19 protein-coding genes are annotated in these 23,041 nt (G+C 60.8%); 13 read left to right on the forward strand and 6 right to left on the reverse strand.

Going from position 1 to position 23,041, the window contains the following annotated elements; translation table 11 throughout:
* Positions 1 to 54 precede the first annotated feature (54 nt).
* Together creD and murB are read left to right on the forward strand one after the other, a co-directional pair.
* Positions 55 to 1,446, forward strand: a complete 1,392-nt coding sequence (gene creD / locus B2P82_RS12690; RefSeq protein WP_290497321.1) for a cell envelope integrity protein CreD — start codon at positions 55 to 57, stop codon at positions 1,444 to 1,446.
* A 34-nt stretch (positions 1,447 to 1,480) separates the two neighbouring features.
* Positions 1,481 to 2,431: a UDP-N-acetylmuramate dehydrogenase gene (gene murB / locus B2P82_RS12695; protein WP_290480009.1), complete on the forward strand. Its 951-nt coding sequence runs from the start codon at positions 1,481 to 1,483 to the stop codon at positions 2,429 to 2,431.
* A 15-nt stretch (positions 2,432 to 2,446) separates the two neighbouring features.
* On the opposite strand, the gene B2P82_RS12700 is transcribed toward murB, so the two are convergent.
* Positions 2,447 to 4,510: a TonB-dependent receptor plug domain-containing protein gene (locus B2P82_RS12700; RefSeq protein ID WP_290497323.1), complete on the reverse strand. Its 2,064-nt coding sequence runs from the start codon at positions 4,508 to 4,510 to the stop codon at positions 2,447 to 2,449.
* Positions 4,511 to 4,735: 225 nt separating this feature from the next.
* On the opposite strand from B2P82_RS12700, the gene B2P82_RS12705 reads away from it, so the two are divergent.
* The 6 genes from B2P82_RS12705 to bamD all read left to right on the forward strand — a co-directional run bounded on the left by B2P82_RS12705 (position 4,736) and on the right by bamD (position 11,387).
* Positions 4,736 to 5,644: a D-alanine--D-alanine ligase gene (locus B2P82_RS12705; RefSeq protein ID WP_206991403.1), complete on the forward strand. Its 909-nt coding sequence runs from the start codon at positions 4,736 to 4,738 to the stop codon at positions 5,642 to 5,644.
* The gene (locus B2P82_RS12710; protein ID WP_290497326.1) at positions 5,632 to 6,510 is read left to right on the forward strand and encodes a cell division protein FtsQ/DivIB; all 879 of its coding nucleotides are present in this window, start codon (positions 5,632 to 5,634) and stop codon (positions 6,508 to 6,510) included. Before B2P82_RS12705 ends, B2P82_RS12710 begins: the two co-directional genes overlap by 13 nt.
* Positions 6,510 to 7,805, forward strand: a complete 1,296-nt coding sequence (ftsA, locus tag B2P82_RS12715; protein WP_290497327.1) for a cell division protein FtsA — start codon at positions 6,510 to 6,512, stop codon at positions 7,803 to 7,805. Before B2P82_RS12710 ends, ftsA begins: the two co-directional genes overlap by 1 nt.
* 91 nt (positions 7,806 to 7,896) lie before the next feature.
* Positions 7,897 to 9,351, forward strand: coding sequence for a cell division protein FtsZ (gene ftsZ, locus B2P82_RS12720; RefSeq protein ID WP_290497329.1), 1,455 nt, complete (start codon positions 7,897 to 7,899; stop codon positions 9,349 to 9,351).
* 171 nt (positions 9,352 to 9,522) lie between these two features.
* Positions 9,523 to 10,446 (forward strand): UDP-3-O-acyl-N-acetylglucosamine deacetylase, encoded by a 924-nt coding sequence (gene lpxC, locus B2P82_RS12725; RefSeq protein WP_290497331.1) that lies wholly within the window; start codon positions 9,523 to 9,525, stop codon positions 10,444 to 10,446.
* 101 nt (positions 10,447 to 10,547) lie between these two features.
* Positions 10,548 to 11,387, forward strand: coding sequence for an outer membrane protein assembly factor BamD (bamD, locus tag B2P82_RS12730; RefSeq protein ID WP_290497332.1), 840 nt, complete (start codon positions 10,548 to 10,550; stop codon positions 11,385 to 11,387).
* A gap of 12 nt (positions 11,388 to 11,399) precedes the next feature.
* Here the strand turns inward: bamD and ligA are convergent, their stop codons facing one another.
* From ligA to B2P82_RS12745, 3 genes are all read right to left on the reverse strand, one after another.
* Entirely contained in the window at positions 11,400 to 13,502 is a 2,103-nt protein-coding gene (gene ligA / locus B2P82_RS12735; RefSeq protein WP_290497333.1) for an NAD-dependent DNA ligase LigA, read from the reverse strand.
* Positions 13,499 to 15,190: a DNA repair protein RecN gene (recN, locus tag B2P82_RS12740; RefSeq protein ID WP_290497335.1), complete on the reverse strand. Its 1,692-nt coding sequence runs from the start codon at positions 15,188 to 15,190 to the stop codon at positions 13,499 to 13,501. The genes ligA and recN overlap by 4 nt, the downstream gene beginning before the upstream one ends.
* Before the next feature lie 78 nt (positions 15,191 to 15,268).
* Entirely contained in the window at positions 15,269 to 17,080 is a 1,812-nt protein-coding gene (locus tag B2P82_RS12745) for an aminopeptidase P family protein (protein ID WP_290497337.1), read from the reverse strand.
* Between the two features lie 170 nt (positions 17,081 to 17,250).
* Here B2P82_RS12745 and B2P82_RS12750 point away from each other — a divergent pair, with 170 nt between their 5' ends.
* The gene (locus B2P82_RS12750) at positions 17,251 to 17,433 is read left to right on the forward strand and encodes a hypothetical protein (RefSeq protein ID WP_290497339.1); all 183 of its coding nucleotides are present in this window, start codon (positions 17,251 to 17,253) and stop codon (positions 17,431 to 17,433) included.
* 11 nt (positions 17,434 to 17,444) lie between these two features.
* Here the strand turns inward: B2P82_RS12750 and B2P82_RS12755 are convergent, their stop codons facing one another.
* Positions 17,445 to 18,302: a 50S ribosomal protein L11 methyltransferase gene (locus B2P82_RS12755; RefSeq protein WP_290497341.1), complete on the reverse strand. Its 858-nt coding sequence runs from the start codon at positions 18,300 to 18,302 to the stop codon at positions 17,445 to 17,447.
* A 63-nt stretch (positions 18,303 to 18,365) separates the two neighbouring features.
* Here B2P82_RS12755 and B2P82_RS12760 point away from each other — a divergent pair, with 63 nt between their 5' ends.
* The 4 genes from B2P82_RS12760 to B2P82_RS12775 all read left to right on the forward strand — a co-directional run bounded on the left by B2P82_RS12760 (position 18,366) and on the right by B2P82_RS12775 (position 22,474).
* Positions 18,366 to 19,289, forward strand: a complete 924-nt coding sequence (locus tag B2P82_RS12760; protein WP_290497343.1) for a peptidylprolyl isomerase — start codon at positions 18,366 to 18,368, stop codon at positions 19,287 to 19,289.
* Positions 19,290 to 19,336: 47 nt separating this feature from the next.
* Positions 19,337 to 20,623, forward strand: coding sequence for an ammonium transporter (locus B2P82_RS12765; protein ID WP_206991414.1), 1,287 nt, complete (start codon positions 19,337 to 19,339; stop codon positions 20,621 to 20,623).
* Between the two features lie 56 nt (positions 20,624 to 20,679).
* Complete coding sequence (gene pgeF, locus B2P82_RS12770) at positions 20,680 to 21,450, forward strand: peptidoglycan editing factor PgeF (RefSeq protein WP_290497344.1); 771 nt, start codon at positions 20,680 to 20,682, stop codon at positions 21,448 to 21,450.
* 88 nt (positions 21,451 to 21,538) lie between these two features.
* Positions 21,539 to 22,474 (forward strand): ribose-phosphate pyrophosphokinase, encoded by a 936-nt coding sequence (locus B2P82_RS12775; RefSeq protein ID WP_206991416.1) that lies wholly within the window; start codon positions 21,539 to 21,541, stop codon positions 22,472 to 22,474.
* Between the two features lie 6 nt (positions 22,475 to 22,480).
* Here B2P82_RS12775 and B2P82_RS12780 read toward each other — a convergent pair whose 3' ends face one another.
* The gene (locus B2P82_RS12780) at positions 22,481 to 22,984 is read right to left on the reverse strand and encodes a hypothetical protein (protein WP_206991417.1); all 504 of its coding nucleotides are present in this window, start codon (positions 22,982 to 22,984) and stop codon (positions 22,481 to 22,483) included.
* Positions 22,985 to 23,041 lie beyond the last annotated feature (57 nt).

Consider the following 23,041-nt stretch of genomic DNA (forward strand, 5'->3'; position numbering starts at 1 on the left):
CGCGACCAGCGGGTCATAAACCGTGTCTCCAATCTTTTTTTGGGGACCCCAAACATGACCGATACGTCTCAACCTCCATCGCCGTTCGCGAGCCTTGTGCCGCAACGGTCCGTCGGCCTGAAATTGCTGCTCGTCTGCGGACTTGCCCTCCTGATGGCCATTCCCGCCCTCTTCATACATTCCGTGGTCCAGGATCGCCGCATGGGCGCGGATCGCGCGCTTGCCGACGTCAGTGAAATGGTCGGAGGCCAACAATCCGTGCTGGGACCGGTCTTGTCCGTACCCTATTCACGCACCCTCGGCCCAAGGCACAATGAACTGGTTTACGGCTATGTGGTCGCTTATGCCGATACCGGCACCGCCTCGGCCGATGTGGATGTTCAGATGCGTACCCGCGGCATTCACGCCATCCCTGTCTTCGATGCCACGATCAGCATGGACGCTGTATTCGATCCGGCGGCCTTGCGCGCCGCCTTGCCCGACGACGCCACCCCGATCTGGTCGGATGCCAGGGTCTATCTCGGGGTCTCGGACACGCGCGGCATCCGGGATGCGATCACCGTCACAGCGAATGGCACGGACTTGGCCATCGAACCAACGCCCTATTACGCGTCCAATGCCGGCAAGTACCAACCTGTGCCGCCCTCCGGTGTGACCCTTGCGGGCGGCCATATTGCTGGTCTCGAAACTGCCACATCACCGATCGCTTTGACCTCCAACATGCGCCTGTCCGGGGCCGAACGCCTATCCATCGCGCCATTTGCAAAGGATACGCGGGTCGACCTTGTGAGCAATTGGAATGATCCCAGCTTCCAGGGCGGCGTACTGCCCGAGCGCCATACGGCAGGCGACGGCCAGTCGGAAGGCTTCGAGGCGCATTGGCGCGTGCCCTATCTGGCCCGCGGCATTGCCGGCGCAGGGGCCAATCTCGACCTTGGCGAACTGACCGAATGGAACCGTCGCGACATGGCTGTCCGGTTCATGAAGGAAGGCAATCCCTATCAGAGCGTCGAGCGCGCGTTGAAATATGCCGTCATGTTTGTCGGCTTCGTTTTCCTCGCCTACTTCCTGTTCGAAGTGACCAGCGCCGCACGCGCCCACCCCGCGCAATATGTCCTGGTCGGACTGGCACAGACGATCTTCTACATCCTGCTGCTCGCCATGTCGGAGCGTATCGGCTTTGACGGAGCCTTCCTGATCGCCGCAAGCATGACCGTGCTGCTGACCGCCGCCTATGCGGCCAGCGTATTCCGCTCACGGCTCTATGGCCTGCGCGCGCTGGCCATCCTGTCCGGCATCTACACGCTGATCTATGTGCTGATGCGGGCCGAAAGCCATGCCTTGCTGGCGGGCGCTCTGGCAAGTTTCGCGGCCATCGCACTGACCATGTACATGACCCGCAACATTGACTGGTATGGTGAGCGGACCTCCGCCCCCGCTGCTTGACATGGAGGGGGAAGTGCCCGAACGCCTAGGCCCTATGATGACGACACTTCCCCCTGTTCGCGGCAAGCTGCTGAAGGACGCGAACCTCGCGCCCTATACCTGGTTCCGGGTGGGCGGGCCGGCCGACTGGCTGTTCCTGCCCGAAGACGAAGCCGACCTTGCCGGCTTCCTGAAGACGCTCGACCCGGCCATTCCGGTGACCGTACTCGGCGTTGGCTCGAATGTGATCGTGCGCGATGGCGGCATCGAGGGCGTGGTCATCCGCCTGATGGGAAAATACTGGGGGAGTGTGGAAGCCGGGGACGATTTGACCCTGACAGCGCGGCCGGGTGCACTGGACCTGTCCGTCGCCAAGACTGCCGCCCGGCACGGCATCAGGGGGCTGGAATTCCTGTCCGGCATTCCGGGATCGCTCGGCGGAGCGACCCGCACCAATGCCGGGTGCTATGGTCAGGAATTGCGGGACGTGCTGGTCGGCCTTGAAGGCTACCTGCGCGATGGCACCCATATCGCCTATCGCGGGCCGGGCCGGGCCGGCAACCTGCCGGAAGCGCAGTTTTCCTATCGACACAGCGACCTGCCCAATGACCTGGTCGTCACCAAGCTGACCCTGGAAGGCAGCGGCACAGGCGCACCAGACGCGATCCTTGCAGAAATCGAAGCCCTACAGGCCCGCCGGGCCGAGACGCAGCCGATCAAGGACAAGACATCCGGATCCACGTTTGCGAACCCCGACCCGCCCGGCACGCCAAACCAGCGGTCCGCATGGAAACTGATTGACGCTGCGGGCTGCCGCGGCCTGAAGGTCGGCGGCGCACAGGTTTCGCCAAAGCACTGCAACTTCCTGATCAATACCGGCGATGCCACAGCCGCAGACCTCGAAGCGCTGGGCGAGCTTGTTCGCGCGCAAGTATGGGACTCTCAGGGCGTAAAGCTGCGCTGGGAAGTGCGCCGCATCGGCCGCATCAAGCCTCCCCTCCCCTGATCGGGCACCGCGAACCTAGAACTTGCCTTCCAGCTGGACTGTGAAGATCGGGCCGAAATCCCGCGCGCGGTCTTCAACGCGCACGACATTGCCAAGGCGATTTGTGTCGTACAATTGCCGGCGGAACGTATCATTCTGGTTCGCGAAGTTCCCGATCATGGCCTGACCGGTCATGCCCCAAAGATCCTTGTGCTCGACATAGGCGAACCCAAATCCTGGGCGCGCCCCTTCCTGCCCTGTCTCGGACAGGCGGTAATACGGATTGCGTTCCCAGCGCTCGAACCCGACACCCCAGGCCCAATCCGTTCTCGGAACATCCTGGCGCATCTCGGCGAGCATCCAGTATTTCGAACTGTCGTTGATCGGCCTCACCTTTCCGGTGAGCGGGTCGCTCACTTCCGACTCGAAATACTCGCCTTCAAAGGACAATTCCGCGCCGGCAAAACCGACTTTGTCGAATTTCAACGTGGCGTCCCACTCCGCTCCGACCCGCCAGGCCGAGTCGAGATTTCCGGGACCGTCGCCCGTCCCGATGGGTACACGGTCAACAATGTCCTCGATATCGGAATAGAAGACTTCGAGCGTCGCGGCGCCCCAGCCGCCATAATTCTTCTCGGCCTGGGCGCTCAGTCGCCAGCTCTGCTCAGGAACGATTTCAGGATTGCCATTCTCGCCGTTCCCGGCACTCAGATTGACCGATGAGACAAAATCGAAAAAGTCCAGCTGCCCCACTTCCCGCTCAAGGCGTGTGACCAGTTTCAATGACGGATCCACCTGCCAGGACAGGCTGGCGAAGCCTTTGGGTCGGGTGAAGGTCCGCACATTGGACGCATCGCCGGACTGGGAAAGTTCCGATATTTCAGCGCCCATGGAAACTTGCCCGGTCACTGAGGGGGAAAGCCGACGACCATGCGTCACGGAGACTTCTCCGCGCTGTTCCTCAACTCGTGAATTTGCGTTCGGCAGAGTCTGCAGCTCCAGCGGACTTCCACCATCGGAACTGGCAAGAGAAGATTGCTGGTCCAGATAGTTGAAGGCTCCCTCCAGCGCGAATTGCCAGTCGTTTCCATTATCAAATGCAAGACCATACTCCGTCCGGAGAATATATTCGCCCTCTTCAATATCGCGCGTGAACAGGCTTTCGGAAATATCCGTCCCATCAACATTACCGCGGAATACGCGGTCAATGATGGGGCTGTCCTCTCGGCGAACCAGGCCGATTGCCTTTAGCCGGCCCGGCCCAAAGCCAAATTCATAATCGCCACCGACTTCCACGAACACTTCATCCTCAGCGCCCTCATACAGGCGCCGCCCCTCTGGCCCGTTAACCGGAAAGAGTTTCGAGGTTTCTTTCCTGTCTGGCTGGAACAGTGTGGTCTTTGCGTTGAGATTTCCGATAGCCCCCGAGGCTGGCGTCCAGCCAACCGATCCGGATACGGAGACATATTCGGCGGCATAGGTGAAGTCTTCCTCACGGCGCTGTATCAGGTCGCCGATGCCGTCGGTGACAAATTCAGGACCGTTGGAGGCGCCGCGCTCCGGGCTGCTCTCAGCCTCGAATGACCAGCTGATATCCCCCTGCCCGCCGGATAGTGTGAGATTGAGGCCGTTGTAGAACGGCGGGAGGTTGTCGCGGAACCGGGCACGCCAGCGCCAAGTGCCTGAGACCGCCCCATCTCCATTGGTGATGACATTCACGACATGCCCGGACAGGCCGGCAATTTCAAAGGCTGACGCATCGACCAGTTCGAGCCGCACAACGCTGGAGGCGGATATCCGGTCCAGCGACTCGGTCGCCCCATTGGACTTTCCAGATACGCGCTGACCATTGATCAGCACATTCCCACTGGCCTGACCAAATCCGCGAGAGCCGTCATCATCGCCCTGGATCGAAAATCCCGGAATGCGCGAAATCATTTCGAGCGCCGTGCGCGGTGCATACTGACTGAAATCGTCCATCGTGTAGATGGTTGCACCGGGTGTGGTTTCCGGTGCCATATCCGCCACAGCCGACAGGGCGATGAATGATGTGGCCAAGCTGAAGCATGCACTGGCGGCAAGCCGTGTGAAAGGGATCACGCTGCGTATCCTCCCCGCAGATGTCTGGAAAAAATCCGGTGTCTCACCACCGCGTCTATGTCGAATATCGATATTGACTACATACGTAGTCTAAATATGGCAACAGGCCCAAACCTATATTTTTTGTCATCCTGCCGAGAAAAGGTTTTGTAGCTGCCACGCTAAGGCCGCTTTAACCCTGCAGACGCGATGTATAGTCAGAACGCCAGCTTGCAGGAAAATCTCATGAAACGTGTTGCCGTGATCTATGGAGGCTGGTCGTCCGAGCGGGACGTGTCGCTCACCTCGGGCAAGCAGATGGCGAGTGCGGCGCGCACGGCCGGGTATGATGTTGTTGAAATTGATGCCGGACGTGACCTCGCTGCGCAACTGACCGATGCGAAACCGGACGCGGTGCTGAATGGCCTGCACGGACCTTGGGGCGAGGATGGGTGTGTGCAGGGCGTACTGGAAGTGCTGGGCCTGCCCTATTCCCATTCGGGCGTATTGTCCTCGGCGCTCGCCATGGACAAGCTGAAGTCGAAAGCGGTCTTCCGGCAGGCGGGCATTCCGATTGCGGAAGACAAGCAGGTCACCCGCGCAGAAGCGGCTGCCGCGCATCCCCTCAAGCCCCCCTATGTGATCAAGCCGGTCGCGGAAGGATCGAGTTTTGGCGTGCTGATCGTACGCGAGGGTGCCAATGGGCCGGCCAAGGAGCTGACCGGGCCGAACTGGCATTATGGCGACCATCTGATGGCCGAGGAATTCATCCCCGGCCGTGAGTTGACCGTGGCCGTGCTGGGCGACCGAGCACTGGCTGTCACAGAGATCACGACCTTAAGAGACTATTACGATTTTGATGCAAAATATGAAGCTGGTGGATCGCAGCATGTGATCCCGGCAGACCTGCCTGCCCCTGTGACCCAAGCCGCAATGGAATTTGCGCTGAAGGCACACCAGGCGCTCGGTTGCCGGGGCGCGACGCGGTCCGACTTTCGCTATGACGACAAGAGAGACCGGCTCGTGATCCTGGAAACAAATACACAACCCGGCATGACGCCCACCTCGCTTGTCCCCGAACAGGCCGCTTTCGTTGGTATGTCCTTCGAACAGCTGGTCGCCTGGATGATCGAGGATGCTTCATGCCAAAGGTAACCCGCAATCAGACTGTGCCAAAGTCCAAGAAGAAGGCGAGCCGCCGCCCTGCTGTCATCATAGATGAAGTGACGGGTGAAGAGGTTCGCGTTTCGTCCGTCGTCTTTGGTTTTGTCATGCTTGTGGCGATTGTCGTGGCAACCGCTGCCTGGATGGGCGGCTCCATATCCCAGGTCGAGAACCGCTTTGCCAGCTTCATGGACGACACGGCGCGCACGGTCGGCATTTCCGTCAATGACGTGTCCATTATCGGACTGGAACAGGATCCGGCCCTCGCACAGGATATTCGCGCCGCCGCCATGATCGAGCCCGGCGAGAACATGTTTCGCGCAGACCCGCATGTCATCCGTCGCCGGGTCGAAGGCACCCACAAGGTGCTGAATGTGCGCGTACACCGGCTCTGGCCCGACCAGGTCGTAATCATCGCGGACGCCGCCGAGCCGGTTGCGCTGTGGCATGACGGCAAGGCATGGACCGTCGTTGACGGTCTGGGTCGCGTCATTCCGGATGCCCGCGCCGATGACCACAAGGACCTCATCCGTCTGGCGGGTCGCGGCGCCGCCAAGGCCGCCCCGGCCCTCGTAACTGCCCTCAAAGCTGAGCCGGACGTCGCGCCGCGCATCGCGATCGCTACCCGCATCAATGATCGCCGCTGGGACATGCGTCTTGTCTCCGGCGCAACGGTCCGCATGCCGGAAGATCACCAGATGGTGGCTGCGCTGGACAGCCTGTCGACCCTGCAGGTGCGCACAGCGCTGATGCAGCGTCCGCTAGAGACCATCGACCTGCGCAATAAAGGCCGGGTCTATCTGGACCCGGTGAACGATCCTGACTTCACAGCACGCAAAGAGGCGGCCCGGAGCTGATGGCAAACGTTCAGGCCCGGCGTAAGCCTCTTGTGGGGTCGCGCACGTCCAGCCCCGTTGCGGTGCTGGACATCGGTTGTTCGAAAATCACGTGCCTGATAGGCCGAAATGACGGCACCGGCCCCCGCAATTTCCAGATCCTTGGCGCAGGGCGCCAACAATCTCGCGGTTTCAGTGGCGGCACGATTACCGACATGCAGGGTCTCGAACGCTCGATCCGTCTGGCCGTCGAAGATGCCGAGCGCGAAGCGGGCGAGCAGATCAATCAGGTCATGCTGGGCATAACTGGGCCGAAACTGAATTGCCAACTGGTCACCGCGACCACCGAGATCGGCGCCCGCGAGGTGACCCCCAAGGACATCCGCCGGGTTCAGGCTCAGGCCATGGCGCAGATCTCAACCAAGGGCTCCGATGTGCTTGCCGCCTGGCCGGTTGCCTATCGCGTGGATGCGCAGGAAGGCGTGCGTGAGCCCGCAGGGATGTACGCAGACACACTCGGCCTGATGCTGTCTGTGGTCACCGCGCCCAAGTCCATCGTCCGGAATCTGGTCGAATGCGTCGGCCGCGCGCATCTCAGCGTCGATGCCCTGATCCCCTCCTCCATCGCCAGCGGTGCAGGCACGCTGATCGACGACGAAATCGAGAATGGTGCCATCTGCATCGACATGGGCGCCGGCGTCACGGCGGTCTCGGTCTATCTGAACGGCTCGCCCGCATGGCTTGGCCTTATCCCGGCTGGTGGCACACATGTGACCTCCGATATCGCGCAGGGCATCGGCACGACATTCGCCGCCGCCGAGCGCCTCAAAAGTGTCTATGGCACCGCCAATCTCGAAGGCCCGGGCCTGGCAGAACGGATTGAGGCCCCTCGCCTGGGTGATGATGGCCGTCTGCAAGCCACCCGGATGGAACGGGGCAAGCTCGCTGAAATCATCGCGCCGCGCGTCGAGGAAATCTTCGAATATGTTCAGCAAACCCTGCAAGGCAGTGGTGTACGCAAAGTACTGCCGCGCCGCGTGGTGCTGACCGGCGGCGCGAGTCAGTTGCCGGGCGTTCGCGACGTCGCCACGCGCATCCTTGAAGCGCAGGTGCGGCTTGGCCGTCCGACAAATGCTGAGTTCCTTGGCGAAACACTGGGAACACCAGCTTTTTCTACAGCTTCAGGTCTGCTACTGTATCCCGAGTTGGGGTTCGCAGACGCAGTACGGGCTGGCATTGCGTCAAAGGAATACGGAGCAGAAGCCCGAAGCGGAGCCGTGAACAAGGCGTTCCATTGGTTGAAAGAAAATTTCTGATGCCAATCGCGAATCACTTAACCGCTTCTTAGCTGCAATGCGTCATTTTAGCGCTTCAGCATGGCTTATGGCGGTAAGGTGAGGACGACGAATGACACATGAACTCAAGCCCAGGATCCTGGTCTTTGGTGTTGGCGGTGCCGGAGGCAATGCCGTCGACAACATGATCGAGGCAAACCTGCAAGGTGTCGAGTTTATCGTTGCCAACACTGACGCTCAGGCCCTTTCCCGTTCCAAAACGGAAAACCGCATCCAGCTCGGCCCGGAAACGACCTCTGGCCTTGGCGCAGGCGCCCGCCCGGACATTGGCGCGAAAGCCGCCGAAGAATCCATGGATGAGATCCGCGAGCGCCTCGAAGGCGCCCACATGGTCTTCATCGCCGCTGGCATGGGCGGCGGAACCGGAACCGGCGCAGCCCCGGTGATTGCGCGGGCCGCGCAGGAAATGAACATTCTGACCGTCGCCGTGGTCACCAAGCCGTTCAGTTTTGAAGGCACGCGCCGCATGACCTTTGCGGAAGAAGGCCTCGCTGGCATCCAGAAATACGTCGACACGATGATCGTCGTGCCGAACCAGAACCTTTTCCGCATCGCGAATGACCGTACGACCTTCGCCGAAGCCTTCCGCATGGCAGATGATGTGCTGTATTCCGGTGTCCGTGGCATTACCGATCTGATGGTCATGCCCGGCCTGATCAATCTCGATTTCGCCGATGTCAGCTCGATCATGCGCGGCATGGGCGCAGCCATGATGGGCATGGGCGAAGCCGAAGGCGAAAACCGCGCTCTCGAAGCTGCCAAGCTGGCCATCGACAACCCGCTGCTCGACGATATTTCGATGCGCGGCGCCAAGGGCGTGCTGATCAACATTACCGGCGGCTATGACATGACGCTGTTTGAACTCGACGAGGCCGCCAATGAGGTGCGCCGCGAGGTCGACCCGGATGCGAATATCATTCTGGGGTCTGCCTTCGATACCGAACTTGAAGGCAAGATCCGCGTCTCCGTCGTCGCCGCAGGCGTCGATGCCGTGATGCCATCTCTGAAGCAGGATGCGCCGGTCGCAGAGACTGTGCGCCAGCCCATCGCAGAGCCGATTGAGGAAGAGCATGTGGAGCCCGTCGCCGAAGTTGAATCGGAGACCGAAGTGGAAATGACTGCAGAAGAAGACGAGCGCCCGAAAGTGATCCTGCACCATGCCTCCCCGCTCCGTTCAGGCGATGTCGATCCGCGGGACGACTTCACGGGACAGTCCCTGCCCGCAGAACATTTTGAAGGCAGTGAAGGCGAAGACCAGATCCAGGCCGACGCCGTTTTCAGCAAGCAGACCGAAGCTCCGGTCGAGGAAGACGGCCGCCCGAGTCCGTCCGGCTTCTCGAACCTTTTCGGCTGGCGCCGCGGCGCTCAGGGCGAGAATGATCACGCTCCGTCTGCGGAATCCGGCTCACAAATCGTATCCTCCCCGGACGATCACCCCGAACCCGCCCCGTTCGATGATGCAGACCTCGAAATACCGGCCTTCCTGCGCCGGTCGGCCAATCACTGATTTCGCATTCAATTGCAGTCTCGGCGAACGCGAATTGTTACAATAAATCACCAATGATTACAGGGCGGAGGCGGGTGTCTTCGCCCGCTTTGTAATACGCCGAAACAACCCGTGTTTTGTATTCTGAAGACATACACCCCAAACTAAGCTCCGAAACTGGAGGTTGGTGTGTTGTCCGGTAGTGTAGAATTTCAACAAACGATCGCGCGGCCTGCAGTATGTGCAGGTGTTGGTGTGCATAGCGGCAAGAAGGCGAAGCTCGTCCTGAAGCCTGCCCCTGCTGGCGCAGGTGTCGTTTTCCGCCGGACCGACGTGAAAAACGGTGATACCGCCATTCAGGCCAATGCCGAATACGTCTCCGACACCCAACTCGGCACCACGCTGACCAATGATGATGGTGTCTCTGTGGCAGTGGTCGAGCATTTGATGGCCGCACTCGCGGGCATGGGCATCGACAATCTCCTCATCGAAATCGACGGGCCGGAAGTGCCGATCATGGACGGCTCCTCGGCAGTTTATTGCGAACTGTTGATGCAGGCTGGCCTGCAACGCCAGTCCGCGCCGCGACGCCGCATTCGCATCCTGGAAGCGATCGAGATTGAAGACGGCCCGAAGCGGGCACGCCTGTCGCCTTCCGACGACAAGTTTCTGACGCTCAATGCGCGCATTGAATATGACGACTCGTTGATCGGCGTGCAGGAGATGGCGCTTAAACTCGCACCAGGCATGTTTGCCCGCGACCTGGCCTTTGCCCGCACCTACGGGTTTGCGCGCGATGTGGATATGCTGCGCTCCATGGGCCTTGCCCGGGGCGGGTCGCTGGAAAATGCGGTCGTTGTGGACAATGGTGAAGTCATGAATCCTGAGGGCTTGCGCTCAGAGGACGAATTCGTGCGTCACAAGATGCTTGATGCCGTTGGCGACATGATGCTGGCGGGTGCACCGATTGCCGGGATTTATGAAGCGGTTCAACCCGGTCACTCGATCAACAATCTGTTGGTCCGCAAGCTGCTCGATACGCCTTCAGCCTGGTGCTGGGAAACCGATACAGCAGACGCAACCCGCATAGACACGCGCCGGTCGGCCGCCGTCTGAGGCGTTGCCCCGCCGATCCCTGAGAAACCTGCTTGGAAAACCCCGCTGGTTCGCGCTAAGCAGGTAGCCAGATCATCACAGCAGAAAGCGCCTGCCCTGCCATGCGACTGTCCTCCAAGTTCCCGATCCTCCTCATTGCCACTGCAGCCCTCACGCTGACGGCGTGCCAGTCGCGCGACAAGCGCCGTCAAGAACTGGCCTATGTCGAACGCCCCGTGGAGGCGCTCTACAATCAGGCGGCTACCGAACTCGACAAACGCGACTTTGATCAGGCGGTCCTGCTATTCAACGAAGTCGAGCGCCAGCACCCTTATTCTGAATGGGCCCGCCGCTCGATGGTCATGACGGCTTTCGCCCATTATCAATCCCGCAATTATGACGAAGCGATCAGTGGTGCCCAGCGCTATCTTGCGCTTCATCCTGGCGGCTCCGAGGCCGAGTATGCGTATTACCTGATTGCGGCGAGCTACTTCGACCAGATCACGGATGTCGGTCGAGATCAGGCAACAACGGAACGCGCGCGTGATGCCTTGGTGGACGTGGTCCGCCGATTCCCAGACAGCCAGTATGCCCGTGATGCCAGCGTGAAGCTCGACATGGTTCGCGACCAGCTGGCTGGCAAGGAAATGACGGTTGGCCGCTGGTATTTGCGTAACAATCAGACCCTGTCTGCGGTCAATCGCTTCCGCACGGTCGTGAAGACCTATGAAACGACCTCTCACGCCCCCGAGGCATTGCACCGTCTGGTCGAAGCCTATCTGACGCTTGGCCTGCGGGATCAGGCGCTCGCGGTCGGATCGACGCTTGGCTACAATTATCCCAATAGCGATTGGTACAAGATGAGCTATCGCTTGCTGACCAATGAAGGGCTGGACCCTGAAGCGCTGGACGCCGAGACCCGCCGCACCCTGTTGCAGCGGATTATTCCCGGCGGCAAATAACCGCCCGTCGGATCAGCCGCCGATCAGTTCAAACCATTCGTCTTCCGTCAGCGTCTGAACGCCGAGGCTTTCGGCTTTTTTCAGCTTTGAGCCCGCGCCCGGACCGGCGACGAGGATGTCCGTCTTCGCTGAAACAGACCCCGACACTTTTGCGCCCAGCGCATTGGCTCGCGCCTTGGCTTCGTCGCGCGTCACCCGCTCCAGTGTGCCCGTGAAGACAATCGTCTTGCCGGCGACAGGGCTGTCCGATGAGGCAGCTTCTTCGGCTTCGACGCTGATTTCTTCAAGCAACGCGCTCAGCATGTCGCGATTGTGGGGCTCCGCCTCGAAATCGACGAGCGCGCCCGCCGCCGCCTTGCCGACGCCATCAATGCCAGTGAGTTCCGCAAAGGCTTCGGATTCCTGTCCGCCTTCGGCTGCGCGCACGACCGTTTCCCAGAAAGGCGCCCAATTCAGGAAATGCCGGGCATAGAGCTGGGACGTGGTCTGGCCGACATGGCGGATGCCGAGCCCGTTGAGAAAGCGCGCAAATGGCACAGTCCGGCGCGCATCGATCGCGTCGAACAATTTCTTCGCTGAGGCTTTTCCGAAGCCTTCCCATTCTTCAAGTGGCGGCAGGCCTTCCGCCTCAATGCGCGCGGCCAATCGGAAAATGTCCTGCGGCGCCTTCACCACGCCCTTCTCCTGAAAGAGCTGGACCTGTTTCGCGCCGATGCCATCAATGTCGAGCGCCTTGCGGGAGACGAAATGCTTCAACCGCTCGACCGCCTGCGCCGGGCAGACGAGCCCGCCCGTGCAGCGACGGCGCACATCGGCCTCGCCCTTGTCGTCGATCTCGCGCACAGCGGCCGATCCACAGACCGGGCATGTATCCGGCATCGCCCAGACCTTGCCGCCGCCATCCTGCACCACACGCAGGACCTGCGGGATGACGTCCCCTGCCCTCTGGATTTCGACCGTGTCACCGGGTTTTACGCCAAGCCGCGCGATTTCGTCTTCATTGTGAAGCGTTGCATTCGAGACCACAACGCCGCCAACCGTAACGGGCGTGAGGCGCGCAACCGGCGTGAGGGAGCCGGTGCGGCCGACCTGGATGTCAATCTCTTCCAGCGTCGTGGTGGCTTTCTCGGCCGGGAATTTGTGAGCAATGGCCCAGCGCGGTGCCCGGCTGACAAAGCCAAGGCGCTGTTGCCAGTCGAGCCGGTTCACCTTGTAGACCACACCGTCAATGTCGTAGCCGAGCGTGGCACGCTGCTGCTCGATGTTGCGGTAGGTTGCGATCAGGTCGTCCACGGTCGCAGCGGTGGCCATCAGGGGATTGGTCTGAAATCCCCATTCTGCAAACTTGGCGACCGCTTCACTTTGCGTTTCCGCGAAGGGCGCACTTTCAGCCGCCCAGGCATAGGCAAAGAAATTCAGCGGCCGGGATTTGGTGATCTCGGTATCAAGTTGGCGCAGGCTGCCGGCGGCTGCGTTGCGCGGATTGGCGAAAGTCTTGCGGCCCGCCTGGTCTTCGCGCGCATTGAGAGCCGCAAAGTCGGCATGGCTCATATAGACTTCGCCGCGGATCTCTATGAAATCGGGCCAATCCTTGCCAGCCAGTTTCGTCGGGATGTCATCCAGTGTCAGTGCGTTCGCGGTGACGTCTTCGCCGACCAGCCCGTTTCCGCGTGTTGCAGCACGTTTCAATTTGCCCTTTTCATAGGTCAGGCTGAGCGACAGTCCGTCAATTTTCGGCTCGGCGGTGAGTTCCAGTGTCTCGGACTCGTCCAGTCCGAGGAAGCGCCGGATGCGCCCGGCAAACTCGGTGACGTCTTCGTCTGAAAACGCATTGTCGAGCGACAGCATGGGTGCGGCATGGGTTGCCTTGGCAAAACCGTCCTGCGCCACGGCGCCGACCCGGTCGGACGGGCTGTCTTCGCGTTTCAGCTCAGGGAAGCGGGCTTCAATGGCGAGGTTGCGTTGGCGGGCGACATCATATTCGGCATCGGTCAGGACCGGCGCATCTTCCTGATAATAGGCGGCGTCAGCTTCAGCGATAATGGCCGCAAGGCGCGCGAGTTCAGCGGCCGCCTCGTCCGGCGTCAGATCCTCGACCGGTGTTGCCTCGCTCATGCACCCTCCAACAACCTCCCGGCGGCTGCGCGGGCCTCAGCGGTAACTTCGGCGCCTGACAGCATTCGGGCAATTTCTTCCTGCCTGCTGCTGTCATCTAGCCCGCGTATGCGTGAGCCGCCAGCCCCATCCTGCTCCTTCTCCACAAGCCACTGGGCTGAGGCGGACGCGGCCACTTGCGGGCTGTGCGTGATGGCGAAGACCTGCCGGGCCTGGCCCAGCGAGATCAGGCGTTCGCCAATGGCCGCCGCCACCGCACCGCCGACGCCCTGATCCGCCTCGTCAAAGATCAGCGTCAGCGCAGAGCCTGCTTCGGCGAGGGCGCATTTCAGGGCGAGCGAGACGCGGGCAAGTTCGCCGCCGGATGCAATCTTCCGAAGGGGGCCAAAGCCCGCGCCCGGATTGGTCTCGGCGTCGAATTCGACCCAGTCGATTCCGTTCGGGCCGCCCTCCCCCTCTGCCAAAGGAGTGATTGCAACGCGGATGACCGAGCGACCAAGTTTCAGTGGCTTCAGCTCGCGCGCGATGGCTTTTTCCAATTGCGACGCGGCCGCCTGCCGGGCGGCGCTCAGTTTGCCCGCCGCCTGATGCCAGTCGGCCCGGGCAGATGCTTCAGCCTTGCGGGCAGCAATCAGCGCGTCTTCGCCCGCTTCAACCAGGTCGAGCCGATCACTCAATGAAGTGAGCATGTCTGGCAGGAGATCGGGATCGCAGCCATGCTTCCGGCCCGCTGCCCGCAAGGCGAACAGCCGCGCCTCGGCGCCGTCCAGTTCAGCAGAATCATGATCGACAAGCCGTTCGAGCTGGCTGATCGCGCCTGCTGCTTCGCGCGCTTCAATCAAGGCCCGCTCGACTGCTTCGGCGGCGGCACGTGCGGCAACCGGCAGCGTGTCCTGAGAGGATTCAAATCCCGGCAAGCGGCAAATCCGTTCGGTGGCACGCGCCGCCTTGGACAAGGCATTTTCCACGCCGGACTTTTCCAACACATTTTCGGCTTCACGCACGGCCTCGGTGACGCGTTCCGACTGCATCAACAGGGTCCGGCGCTCTGTCAGGATGGCCGCTTCGCCTTCCTGCGGATTCAAGCTGGAGAGCTCGGCCACAGCCTCGGCCAGCCATTCGCGATGTTCGATGGCTTCGGCATGCGCGTCTTCAAGTTCCTGACGCCGGGCGTTGGCCTCCGCCATCGCAGCATGAGTGGTCTCGCACATGTCCAAAAGCTTTTCATTGCCTGCAAACTGGTCGAGCAAACGGCGGTGAGATGATGGCTTCAGCAGGGTGGAGGCCGCGTGCTGGCCGTGAATCTCGACCAAGAGGTCCCCGATCTCCGACAGGAGCGCCGCGCTGACCGGCTGGTCATTGAGAAAGGCGCGCGCGGGGCCGTTGCGGCGGATCACGCGTTTCATGGTCAGGGTCTCGTCCGGCGAAGCGTCAATGCCTGCTTCGGCCAGTGCAGACCAGACTGGATGGCTGACCGGAGGCGAAAACTCAACCGCCACACTCGACTGGTCCTGCCCCGCCCGGATCATCGCGCGGTCGGACCCGTGCCCCATCGCAAGCGACAGGGCATCGAGAATGATGGACTTGCCCGCCCCGGTCTCCCCGGTCAGCGCCGTAAACCCGGCGCCCGGTTCGATGTCCAGGCGGTCAATCAGGACGAAATCACGTATCGACAATGAAAGGATCATGGCCAGTCTCCAAAGAGTCTACTGGCCATGATTTATCATTAGAACAAAACCGGAACAAGCCCGATTTTCACAGGCTGCCTAAAGTGGCATGCAGGTTGCGCGCAACCAGTCCTTTACCGGCCCGTCCAGACGGTCGGCCAGCAATTCGTAGACTTGCGCGTGATAGGCATCGACCCAGTCCCGCTCGTCCTTTGTCAGATGAGCCAGATCGATCAGGTCCCGCGCCAGGGGCGCAAAGGTCAGGCATTCAAAGCCATACATGTCGAGCTCGCCACCTTCGATGGCCGCCGGTGGCGTGACATATTGAAGGTTCTCGATCCGGATGCCGTACTGTCCGGCGCGGTAATAGCCCGGCTCGTTCGAAACGATCATGCCGGTTTCCAGCGGCACGGAATTCCACGCCTTGGCAATGCGCTGCGGGCCTTCATGGACGCCGAGATAGACGCCGACCCCATGGCCGGTGCCGTGCTGGTAGTCGAGCCCGGCCTGCCAGAGCGCATGGCGCGCGAGAATGTCGAGATGGGTTCCGGTCGTGCCTTTCGGAAAGCGCACCATGGCCAGCGAGATATGCCCCTTCAGGACCAGCGTGTAGTGACGCCGCATGTCCGCGCTCGGATCACCGATGGGAACCGTACGCGTCACATCTGTCGTGCCGTCCAGATACTGTCCGCCACTGTCGACAAGATAGAGGCTGCCACGTTCCAGCTTGCGGTTCGAGGCTGTCGAAACGCGGTAATGCGGCAGCGCGCCATTCGGCCCGGCACCGGAAATTGTCGGGAAGGACAAATCGTTCAGGCCGCCAAGGTTTTCGCGGAATTCCTCCAGCTTGATGGCGGCGTCGATCTCGGTGATCTCGCCGCTCTGCGCGTCCGTATCAAGCCAGTGCAGGAAGCGGGTCAGGGCCACGCCATCACGAAGATGGGCGGCGGCCGAGCCTGCGAGTTCCTCGTCATTCTTGCAAGCCTTGGGCAGAGCGACCGGGTCGCGTTGGCGTACAGGCGTTGCACCAGCCTGTTCGAGCTGGTCAAAAAACCAGGCTGAGGCCACATCCGGATCAACGCTGACCGTCTTGCCTTTCAGGTCTGCAAGGCCCTTTTCGAGATCGGACAGCGGGCGCAACGTGACACTGTTGCCAAGATGCTGGCGGAGCGCGTCGGATACTTTCACTTCATCAAGGAAGAGGTCAGCTGACCCGTCTGCGAACAGAATGGCGCGGCCGAGCGGCAGCGGCGTGCAGCTGACATCACCGCCGCGAATGTTGAACGCCCAGGCGATGGATGCGGGAGACGTGATCACAGCCGCGTCGAGCTTTTCGGCTTTGAGATCGTGGCCAATCTGCACACGCTTTTCGTCGTGCGCGACGCCTGCAAATTTTACCTCATGCGGCACGACGAGCGCGGCGGGCTGGTCTGGCCGGTCGGCCCAGGCGAGGTCGATAGGGTTGTTCACGACGCTGACCAGTTCAGCGCCAGCCGCCTTGGCGGCCGTGCCCATGGCCGCGACATCGTTCGGGCTCATCAGTTTCGGGTCATAGCCGATGCGCTTGCCGGTCATGTCCTGCGATTTGAGCCAGCCGAACGGGCCGGGCTCCGGCACAGCCTGAACTTCCCAGAGATCCGGATCGGTCTGGTCGGCGACCTGCAGCGTGTAGCGGCCATCGGCGAAGATCACCGCGCGGTCTGTGAAGACGAATGCAGAACCGAACGAACCGGTAAACCCGCTCACCCAAGCCAGGCGCTCATTGGCGTCAGGCAGGTATTCGTTCTGGTATTCATCATCATGCGGAACATAAAGGCCGTCGAGGCCCTGCGCGGAAAGCTGTTCGCGAACGAGGGGCAGATGCGCCCGGCCGTCCTGCGGACCGCCCTTGATATCAAATGTCTGTCTCATGTCCCCTACTTAGTGCGAAAGCGTGGTTTTGACCATAGAAAGCCGCATCGTAGCTATGCATTTATTCATGCAAATTTCCGCTTTTCTATGCTTTTTTGTTTATGCTTTTACGCTACATAGCGCCCATACAAAAAATTGTGCGCCGCACAATACAAAAAGAGGGACGCACTATGAGACGTCAAAACACAATTACTGCGCCAGAAATGGCAATCCTCAACGGCCAGGGCCGTTCGCTGATGGTCAACGAGATGGCTGAGCCAGCCTTCGTGAACGCGCTGCAGAGCGCCGAAAGCCAGCGTCCGCAAATCCTGGCACGCCGTTCTGCGCGCTGGGCGCGCCGCGCCGCTTTCTGATCCTGCAGGGCTTAACCCGGCTTCCGGAACACCAGCGTCGACCACCCGTCTTCGCGAATACGTGTCTGGAAGTCGAGCCCACGGGACGCAAAGGCATTTCGGACTGGCGGCGCTTGGTGGTGCAACAGTCCTGACAGGATAATTGTGCCGCCCGGCGCCGTGAGAGACGCAATATCCGGTGCGAGCCCGATCAGGGGCCGCATCAGGATGTTCGCAAACACGGTGTCATACGGCCCGCCCTGACGAATGCGCGGCGTGTTCGCACCGGTGACATGCAAGGCGGTGAAGCCGTTGACATGATTCTTGCGGGCATTCTCATTCGCCACACGCACGCTATCGAGATCGATATCCGTACCGATCGCCGAGGATGCCCCCGCCTTCAGGGCAGCAATCGCCAGAACGCCGGAGCCCGTGCCAAGGTCAAGCACCTTGCCGATGGACCGGCGGCGGCGCACATCATCCAGCGCCAGCAAGCATCCGAGCGTCGTGCCATGATGGCCCGTTCCAAACGCAGGGCCGGCCTCGATCAGCACGGAAATCTTTCCCGGTGACTGGCGCGCAAGGGCGTGGCTGCCCGCTACAACGAACGGTCCGGCCTTGACCGGTGGCAAGCCTTCGAGTGACAGCGTCACCCAGTCCTGCTCGATCACCTGTTCGATCCGCGCGACAAGATCCGGCGCGGCTTCTTCGATAATGACAACGCAGGCTTCGGCGTCTTCGAGCGTTTCCGCGAACGCATCGAGCCGCCAACTGGTCCGGCTGTCCTCCTTGGCATCAACCGCGCCCGCTGGCGACGGATCGGCCCAGGCCAGCGCGTCCCACGCCGTTTCAACTGGCGCCCGCGCGCCTTTTGCACTTATCTGATACATGAGCGGCGCTTAGCAGGCGGATGATTTCTTGGGAAGGACACAAAGATGGTGCGGATATCTCTCATGGCAGTTGCCATCGGCATCTCCTTATTGGGCGCTTGCGAAACAGCGCCCGATCCGAGCCCTGCCCCAGCCTCCGAGATGGTAGACGCTCCGGCCCCTGTGGCGCCATGGCGTGAGGTGGCCCCTGAAAATCTTGTGGTCCTGAAAACGGTGACAGGGGATGTCATGATCGAACTCGCCCCTGAAGTCGCGCCGCAGCATGTCGCGCAATTTCGCGAGGCGATACGGAGCAATCTCTATAATGGCGAATATTTCTATCGCGTGATCGATGGCCATGTGGCGCAGGCAGGACTCGAATTCGAACACCTTCTGGAAGATTGGGCCGAGCTACCGCTGGAAGCCGAGCGGGCCGTGGACGCAGACGGCTTCGTGCCCCTGGGCAATGAGGACCTGTTCGCCGGTCAGGTGGGCCACCGGAATGGCTTCGCAGTTGGCCGAGAGAGCGGACAGGAATGGTTGCTGCATTGTCCCGGCGCCCTTGGCATGGCGCGCAATTCCCCGCCGGAGACCGGCTCGACCGAATTCTTTGTTCCCATCGGTCAGCGCCGGTATCTTGATCGGAACTATACGATATTTGGCCGGGTCATTTCGGGCATGGCCCATATCAACCGACTGGAACGCGTGGAGCCTACGCCCGAGGACAAGATAGAATCCTTCCAGAATCCGGACGCATCCGAAAAAGCATTTGCGGCGCGCGCGCAGGCCCTCTCCGCCAATGAGATCCTGTCTGTCGGGCTCGCAGCTGACATGCCCGAAAGTCTGCGCCCACGCTGGGAAGTCATGGCAACGCCCGGCGCAGAATGGGAAGACCTGAAGACCTCCAAACGCGATTACAGCATCTATGATGCCTTTGTGGTTACACCTCCAAAGCGCGTGGATATCTGCACACTCCCTGTCCCTGCGAGACAGGTGCTCGTTGATTGACGAACCGTTCGAGCTTCGTCAGAAATGACGAAAAAACGGGGAGTGAAATGCTGAAATCAATAAAAGGCGCTGCACGCGCAGGCTTAGTTGTGGCCGCCATCGGGGCACTCGCCCTGCCCGCCCATGCCGATACCGGAGACACAGCCTGGATCCTGACCGCCACGGCGCTGGTCCTGTTCATGACCCTGCCGGGACTTGCCCTGTTCTATGGCGGGCTCGTACAGGCGAAGAATTTGCTTTCAATTTTCATGCAGTGCTTTGCCATTGCCTGCCTGGTCAGTCTGGTCTGGCTGGTGTGTGGATACTCCATCGCTTTCGGTCCGGGCGCGACGGGCTATCTCGGCGGGTTCGCGAAGAGCATGCTTGCAAACGTCACCGGCGCGCCACTCGACGGGCAGACCATTCCCGAACCCTTGTTCTTCATGTTCCAGATGACCTTTGCCATCATCACCCCGGCGCTGATTGTCGGCGCGTTCGTGGAGCGCGTGAATTTTGCGGCTGTACTGATCTTTTCCGCGCTCTGGCTCGTGCTCTGCTACGCGCCTGTTGCCCATTGGGTCTGGGGTGGAGGCTGGCTGGCCCAGCAAGGCGTGATCGATTTCGCAGGGGGTATCGTGGTGCACACGACAGCCGGCATCTCCGCACTCGTCTTCGCACTGATGCTGGGACGTCGTAGCCATTTTCCAAAGGATATGCGTCCGCCCCACAGTCCGGGATTCGTGATGCTTGGCGCGGCCATGCTCTGGGTCGGCTGGTTCGGCTTCAATGCTGGCTCGGCCCTCGGTGCCAATGATGGCGCGGCGCAGGCCATGTTGGTCACACACATCTCGGCCGCCACAGCATCACTTGTCTGGATGCTGATCGAATGGGTCAGCTTTCGCAAACCCACACTCGTCGGCATCGCAACCGGCATGGTCGCAGGCCTCGCGACGATCACCCCGGCGGCGGGATCCGTCGGCCCGGTCGGTGCCATCATTATCGGCATCCTGGCCGCAGGCGTCTGCTACGCAGCCGTTGGCTTGATCCGGCAACGTCTGAAGATCGATGACAGCCTCGACGTGTTCGCCGTGCATGGCGTTGGCGGTATTCTCGGCAGTTTGTTGATCCCATTCCTCGCAGCCGCAGGTCCGCTGGCGCCGGGACTGGAGATGTCCACCGGTGCGCAGTTTGGTGTGCAACTGCTCGGTGTAGCAGTCGTCGCCGTTTATTCGGCCATCATGACCGGAGCGATCCTGTTCGTCATCAAGCTGTTCATTCCTTTGCGCGTTTCTACCGAGGATGAGGAGAACGGCCTCGACTCAGCCACTCATGGTGAGTCCGCCTATCACTTCTGAATGGTATCGCGGCGGCGCGCTTGACAGGCGCGCCGCAGCAAACCACGGCTAGAGCAATGACCGATACGCCCCCCTTTGAAACGAGTGATAATCTTTCAGGCCTGCCGGAGATCCGCCATGGATTCTTTGGCCGAAAGGGCGGTGTTTCGGGTGGTCTCTATACCAGTTTGAATGCCGGGGAAGGCTCAGGGGATGTGCCGGGCGCCGTCGCGACCAATCGCGAGCGAATCCGCACCGCCATGTCCGCGCGCGCGCTGCTCTCCTGCTACCAGATTCATTCAGCCGATGTGGCACATGTCACCGAACCGTGGAGCGTGCGCCCGGAGGCCGATGCGATGGTGACGAAAATTCCGGGAATCGCCCTGTGCATCCTGACGGCCGACTGCACGCCGGTTCTGTTTGCCGATGCCGAAGCGGGCGTGATTGGTGCGGCGCATGCGGGCTGGAAAGGCGCCATCGGAGGTGTGCTCGACACCACTGTTGCGGCGATGATTGAACTTGGCGCCGAAGCTGGCCGGATTCACGCGGCCATTGGGCCCACGATCCAGCAGGCAAGTTATGAAGTCGGCCCCGAATTCCGAAACACTTTTCTGGACGCCTCCCCCCATAACGCGGCCTTGTTCTTGCCCGGCAAGGGAGACCGGTTTCAGTTCGACCTGCCGGGCTATTGTCGACAAAGGCTGGATGGGCTTTGCGTCCACAGCGTTCACGATACCGGGCTGGACACATGCGCGCTGAAAGACTCCTACTTTTCCAACCGGCGGCGCAATCAGCGGGGCGAGCCAGACTATGGCCGAAATGCCTCAGTCATCATGCTTGCGCTGTAATTTTCTGAAAAAGTCGTAAGAGTCCGGTTGCGACTCGCCGCCCTATGTTACAAAAGCGACACCAATTGGGCAGCACGGGCGCTCCATCATGAAACTGCTTTCCTGCAACGCAAACCGGCCATTGGCGGAAGCCATCGCCGATTATCTTGACACGCGCCTGACGCGGTCTGAGGTGAAGACCTTCTCGGATCAGGAAATATTTGTCCGCATCGACGAGAATGTCCGCGGCGAAGATGTCTTCGTGATCCAGTCCACGTCCTACCCCGCCAATGACAATCTGATGCAATTGCTGATCTGCATGGACGCGCTGAAGCGCGCCTCGGCCCGTCGCATCACCGCCGTCATCCCCTACTTCGGCTATGCCCGGCAGGATCGTAAAACGGATGGTCGTACGCCCATCTCCGCCAAGCTGGTGGCAAACCTGATCTGCAGCGCGGGCGCCGACCGCGTATTGACCGTCGATCTGCATGCCGGCCAGATCCAGGGGTTCTTCGATATTCCAACAGACAACCTGTTCGGCAGCCCCGTCATGGTCGATGACATCAAGGAGCGCTACGGGAACAAGGATCTCATGGTGGTCTCCCCGGATGTTGGCGGCGTGGTGCGCGCCCGCTCGCTGGCCAAGCGACTGGAGGCCGACCTTGCCATCGTCGACAAACGCCGCCCCGAAGCTGGCAAGTCAGAAGTCATGAACATTATCGGCGATGTGTCCGGCAAGCGCTGCATCATGCTGGACGATATGTGTGATTCCGGGGGCACGCTGGCAAACGCCGCCGCCGCCCTGAAAGAGCATGGTGCCAAATCGGTTTCTGCCTATGTCACGCATGGCGTGCTTTCAAACAATGCCGTTCAGAGGATCGAGAAATCGGTGCTGGACGAATTGGTGATGACCGACTCGATTCAGCCGTCCGAAGATGCGATCAAATCGGAATCTATCCGCATCCTGCCCATTTCCCCGCTATTGGGCGAAGCCATTCGCCGTATCGCGAACGAGGAAAGCGTTTCGAAACTGTTCGATCGCTAGGACTCACTAGTCGACTTCAGGCGCCAGCCGATTCACCAAATACCGGACCGCGCCGAGGATCAACAGGATGCTCGTCACCAGCAAACCCGCCAGCACAGCCATCAGCGTGGCAATGGCGTAATACGACATCACATACCAGTTCGTCGGGATATCTTCGAATTCCCCGATTGGAATGGATGAGAATGTCAAAAGCGCCACAGCGCTGCACAGGCTGATCGTGGCGAACCAAGCAATCATGCGCACGCGCTTGAACAACCAGATGCCGATGTCGGCACTGCTGTTGTGCATCATCCCGAGCATGGTGAGCATAAGGGCAAGGATCGTGGCCGACGCGCTGGCGATAGCCGATCCGAAATAGAGGGACGAATCCGACAGCGCCTCCACAAGGCTCACCGCCTCGGATCGGGAATATATCTGACCGACGAACAGACGGTGGATTCCAAACAGAGCAAATGTCAGTACACCTCCAATGATTGGAGTGGATTTCCCGACCGGTTTGGGGTTTGCCATGATCGAGAATCCTCCTGACAGCCGACGCGCCTGCTACTAGACGCGTCGGCGGATCAG

The sequence above is a fragment of the Hyphomonas sp. UBA4494 genome, from assembly GCF_002388935.1.
GTDB lineage: Bacteria > Pseudomonadota > Alphaproteobacteria > Caulobacterales > Hyphomonadaceae > Hyphomonas.

Bases quoted from the DNA above. Each gene is read 5' to 3' on its own strand.
- B2P82_RS12755 (WP_290497341.1), bottom strand. From the start codon at position 18,302: ATGTATCAGATAAGTGCAAAAGGCGCGCGGGCGCCAGTTGAAACGGCG.
- B2P82_RS12775 (WP_206991416.1), top strand. From the start codon at position 21,539: ATGAAACTGCTTTCCTGCAACGCAAACCGGCCATTGGCGGAAGCCATC.
- B2P82_RS12760 (WP_290497343.1), top strand. From the start codon at position 18,366: ATGGCAGTTGCCATCGGCATCTCCTTATTGGGCGCTTGCGAAACAGCG.
- bamD (WP_290497332.1), top strand. From the start codon at position 10,548: ATGCGACTGTCCTCCAAGTTCCCGATCCTCCTCATTGCCACTGCAGCC.
- recN (WP_290497335.1), bottom strand. From the start codon at position 15,190: ATGATCCTTTCATTGTCGATACGTGATTTCGTCCTGATTGACCGCCTG.
- creD (WP_290497321.1), top strand. From the start codon at position 55: ATGACCGATACGTCTCAACCTCCATCGCCGTTCGCGAGCCTTGTGCCG.
- ligA (WP_290497333.1), bottom strand. From the start codon at position 13,502: ATGAGCGAGGCAACACCGGTCGAGGATCTGACGCCGGACGAGGCGGCC.
- B2P82_RS12745 (WP_290497337.1), bottom strand. From the start codon at position 17,080: ATGAGACAGACATTTGATATCAAGGGCGGTCCGCAGGACGGCCGGGCG.
- B2P82_RS12710 (WP_290497326.1), top strand. From the start codon at position 5,632: ATGCCAAAGGTAACCCGCAATCAGACTGTGCCAAAGTCCAAGAAGAAG.
- B2P82_RS12780 (WP_206991417.1), bottom strand. From the start codon at position 22,984: ATGGCAAACCCCAAACCGGTCGGGAAATCCACTCCAATCATTGGAGGT.
- B2P82_RS12750 (WP_290497339.1), top strand. From the start codon at position 17,251: ATGAGACGTCAAAACACAATTACTGCGCCAGAAATGGCAATCCTCAAC.
- B2P82_RS12765 (WP_206991414.1), top strand. From the start codon at position 19,337: ATGCTGAAATCAATAAAAGGCGCTGCACGCGCAGGCTTAGTTGTGGCC.
- pgeF (WP_290497344.1), top strand. From the start codon at position 20,680: ATGACCGATACGCCCCCCTTTGAAACGAGTGATAATCTTTCAGGCCTG.
- murB (WP_290480009.1), top strand. From the start codon at position 1,481: ATGATGACGACACTTCCCCCTGTTCGCGGCAAGCTGCTGAAGGACGCG.
- ftsA (WP_290497327.1), top strand. From the start codon at position 6,510: ATGGCAAACGTTCAGGCCCGGCGTAAGCCTCTTGTGGGGTCGCGCACG.
- ftsZ (WP_290497329.1), top strand. From the start codon at position 7,897: ATGACACATGAACTCAAGCCCAGGATCCTGGTCTTTGGTGTTGGCGGT.
- B2P82_RS12705 (WP_206991403.1), top strand. From the start codon at position 4,736: ATGAAACGTGTTGCCGTGATCTATGGAGGCTGGTCGTCCGAGCGGGAC.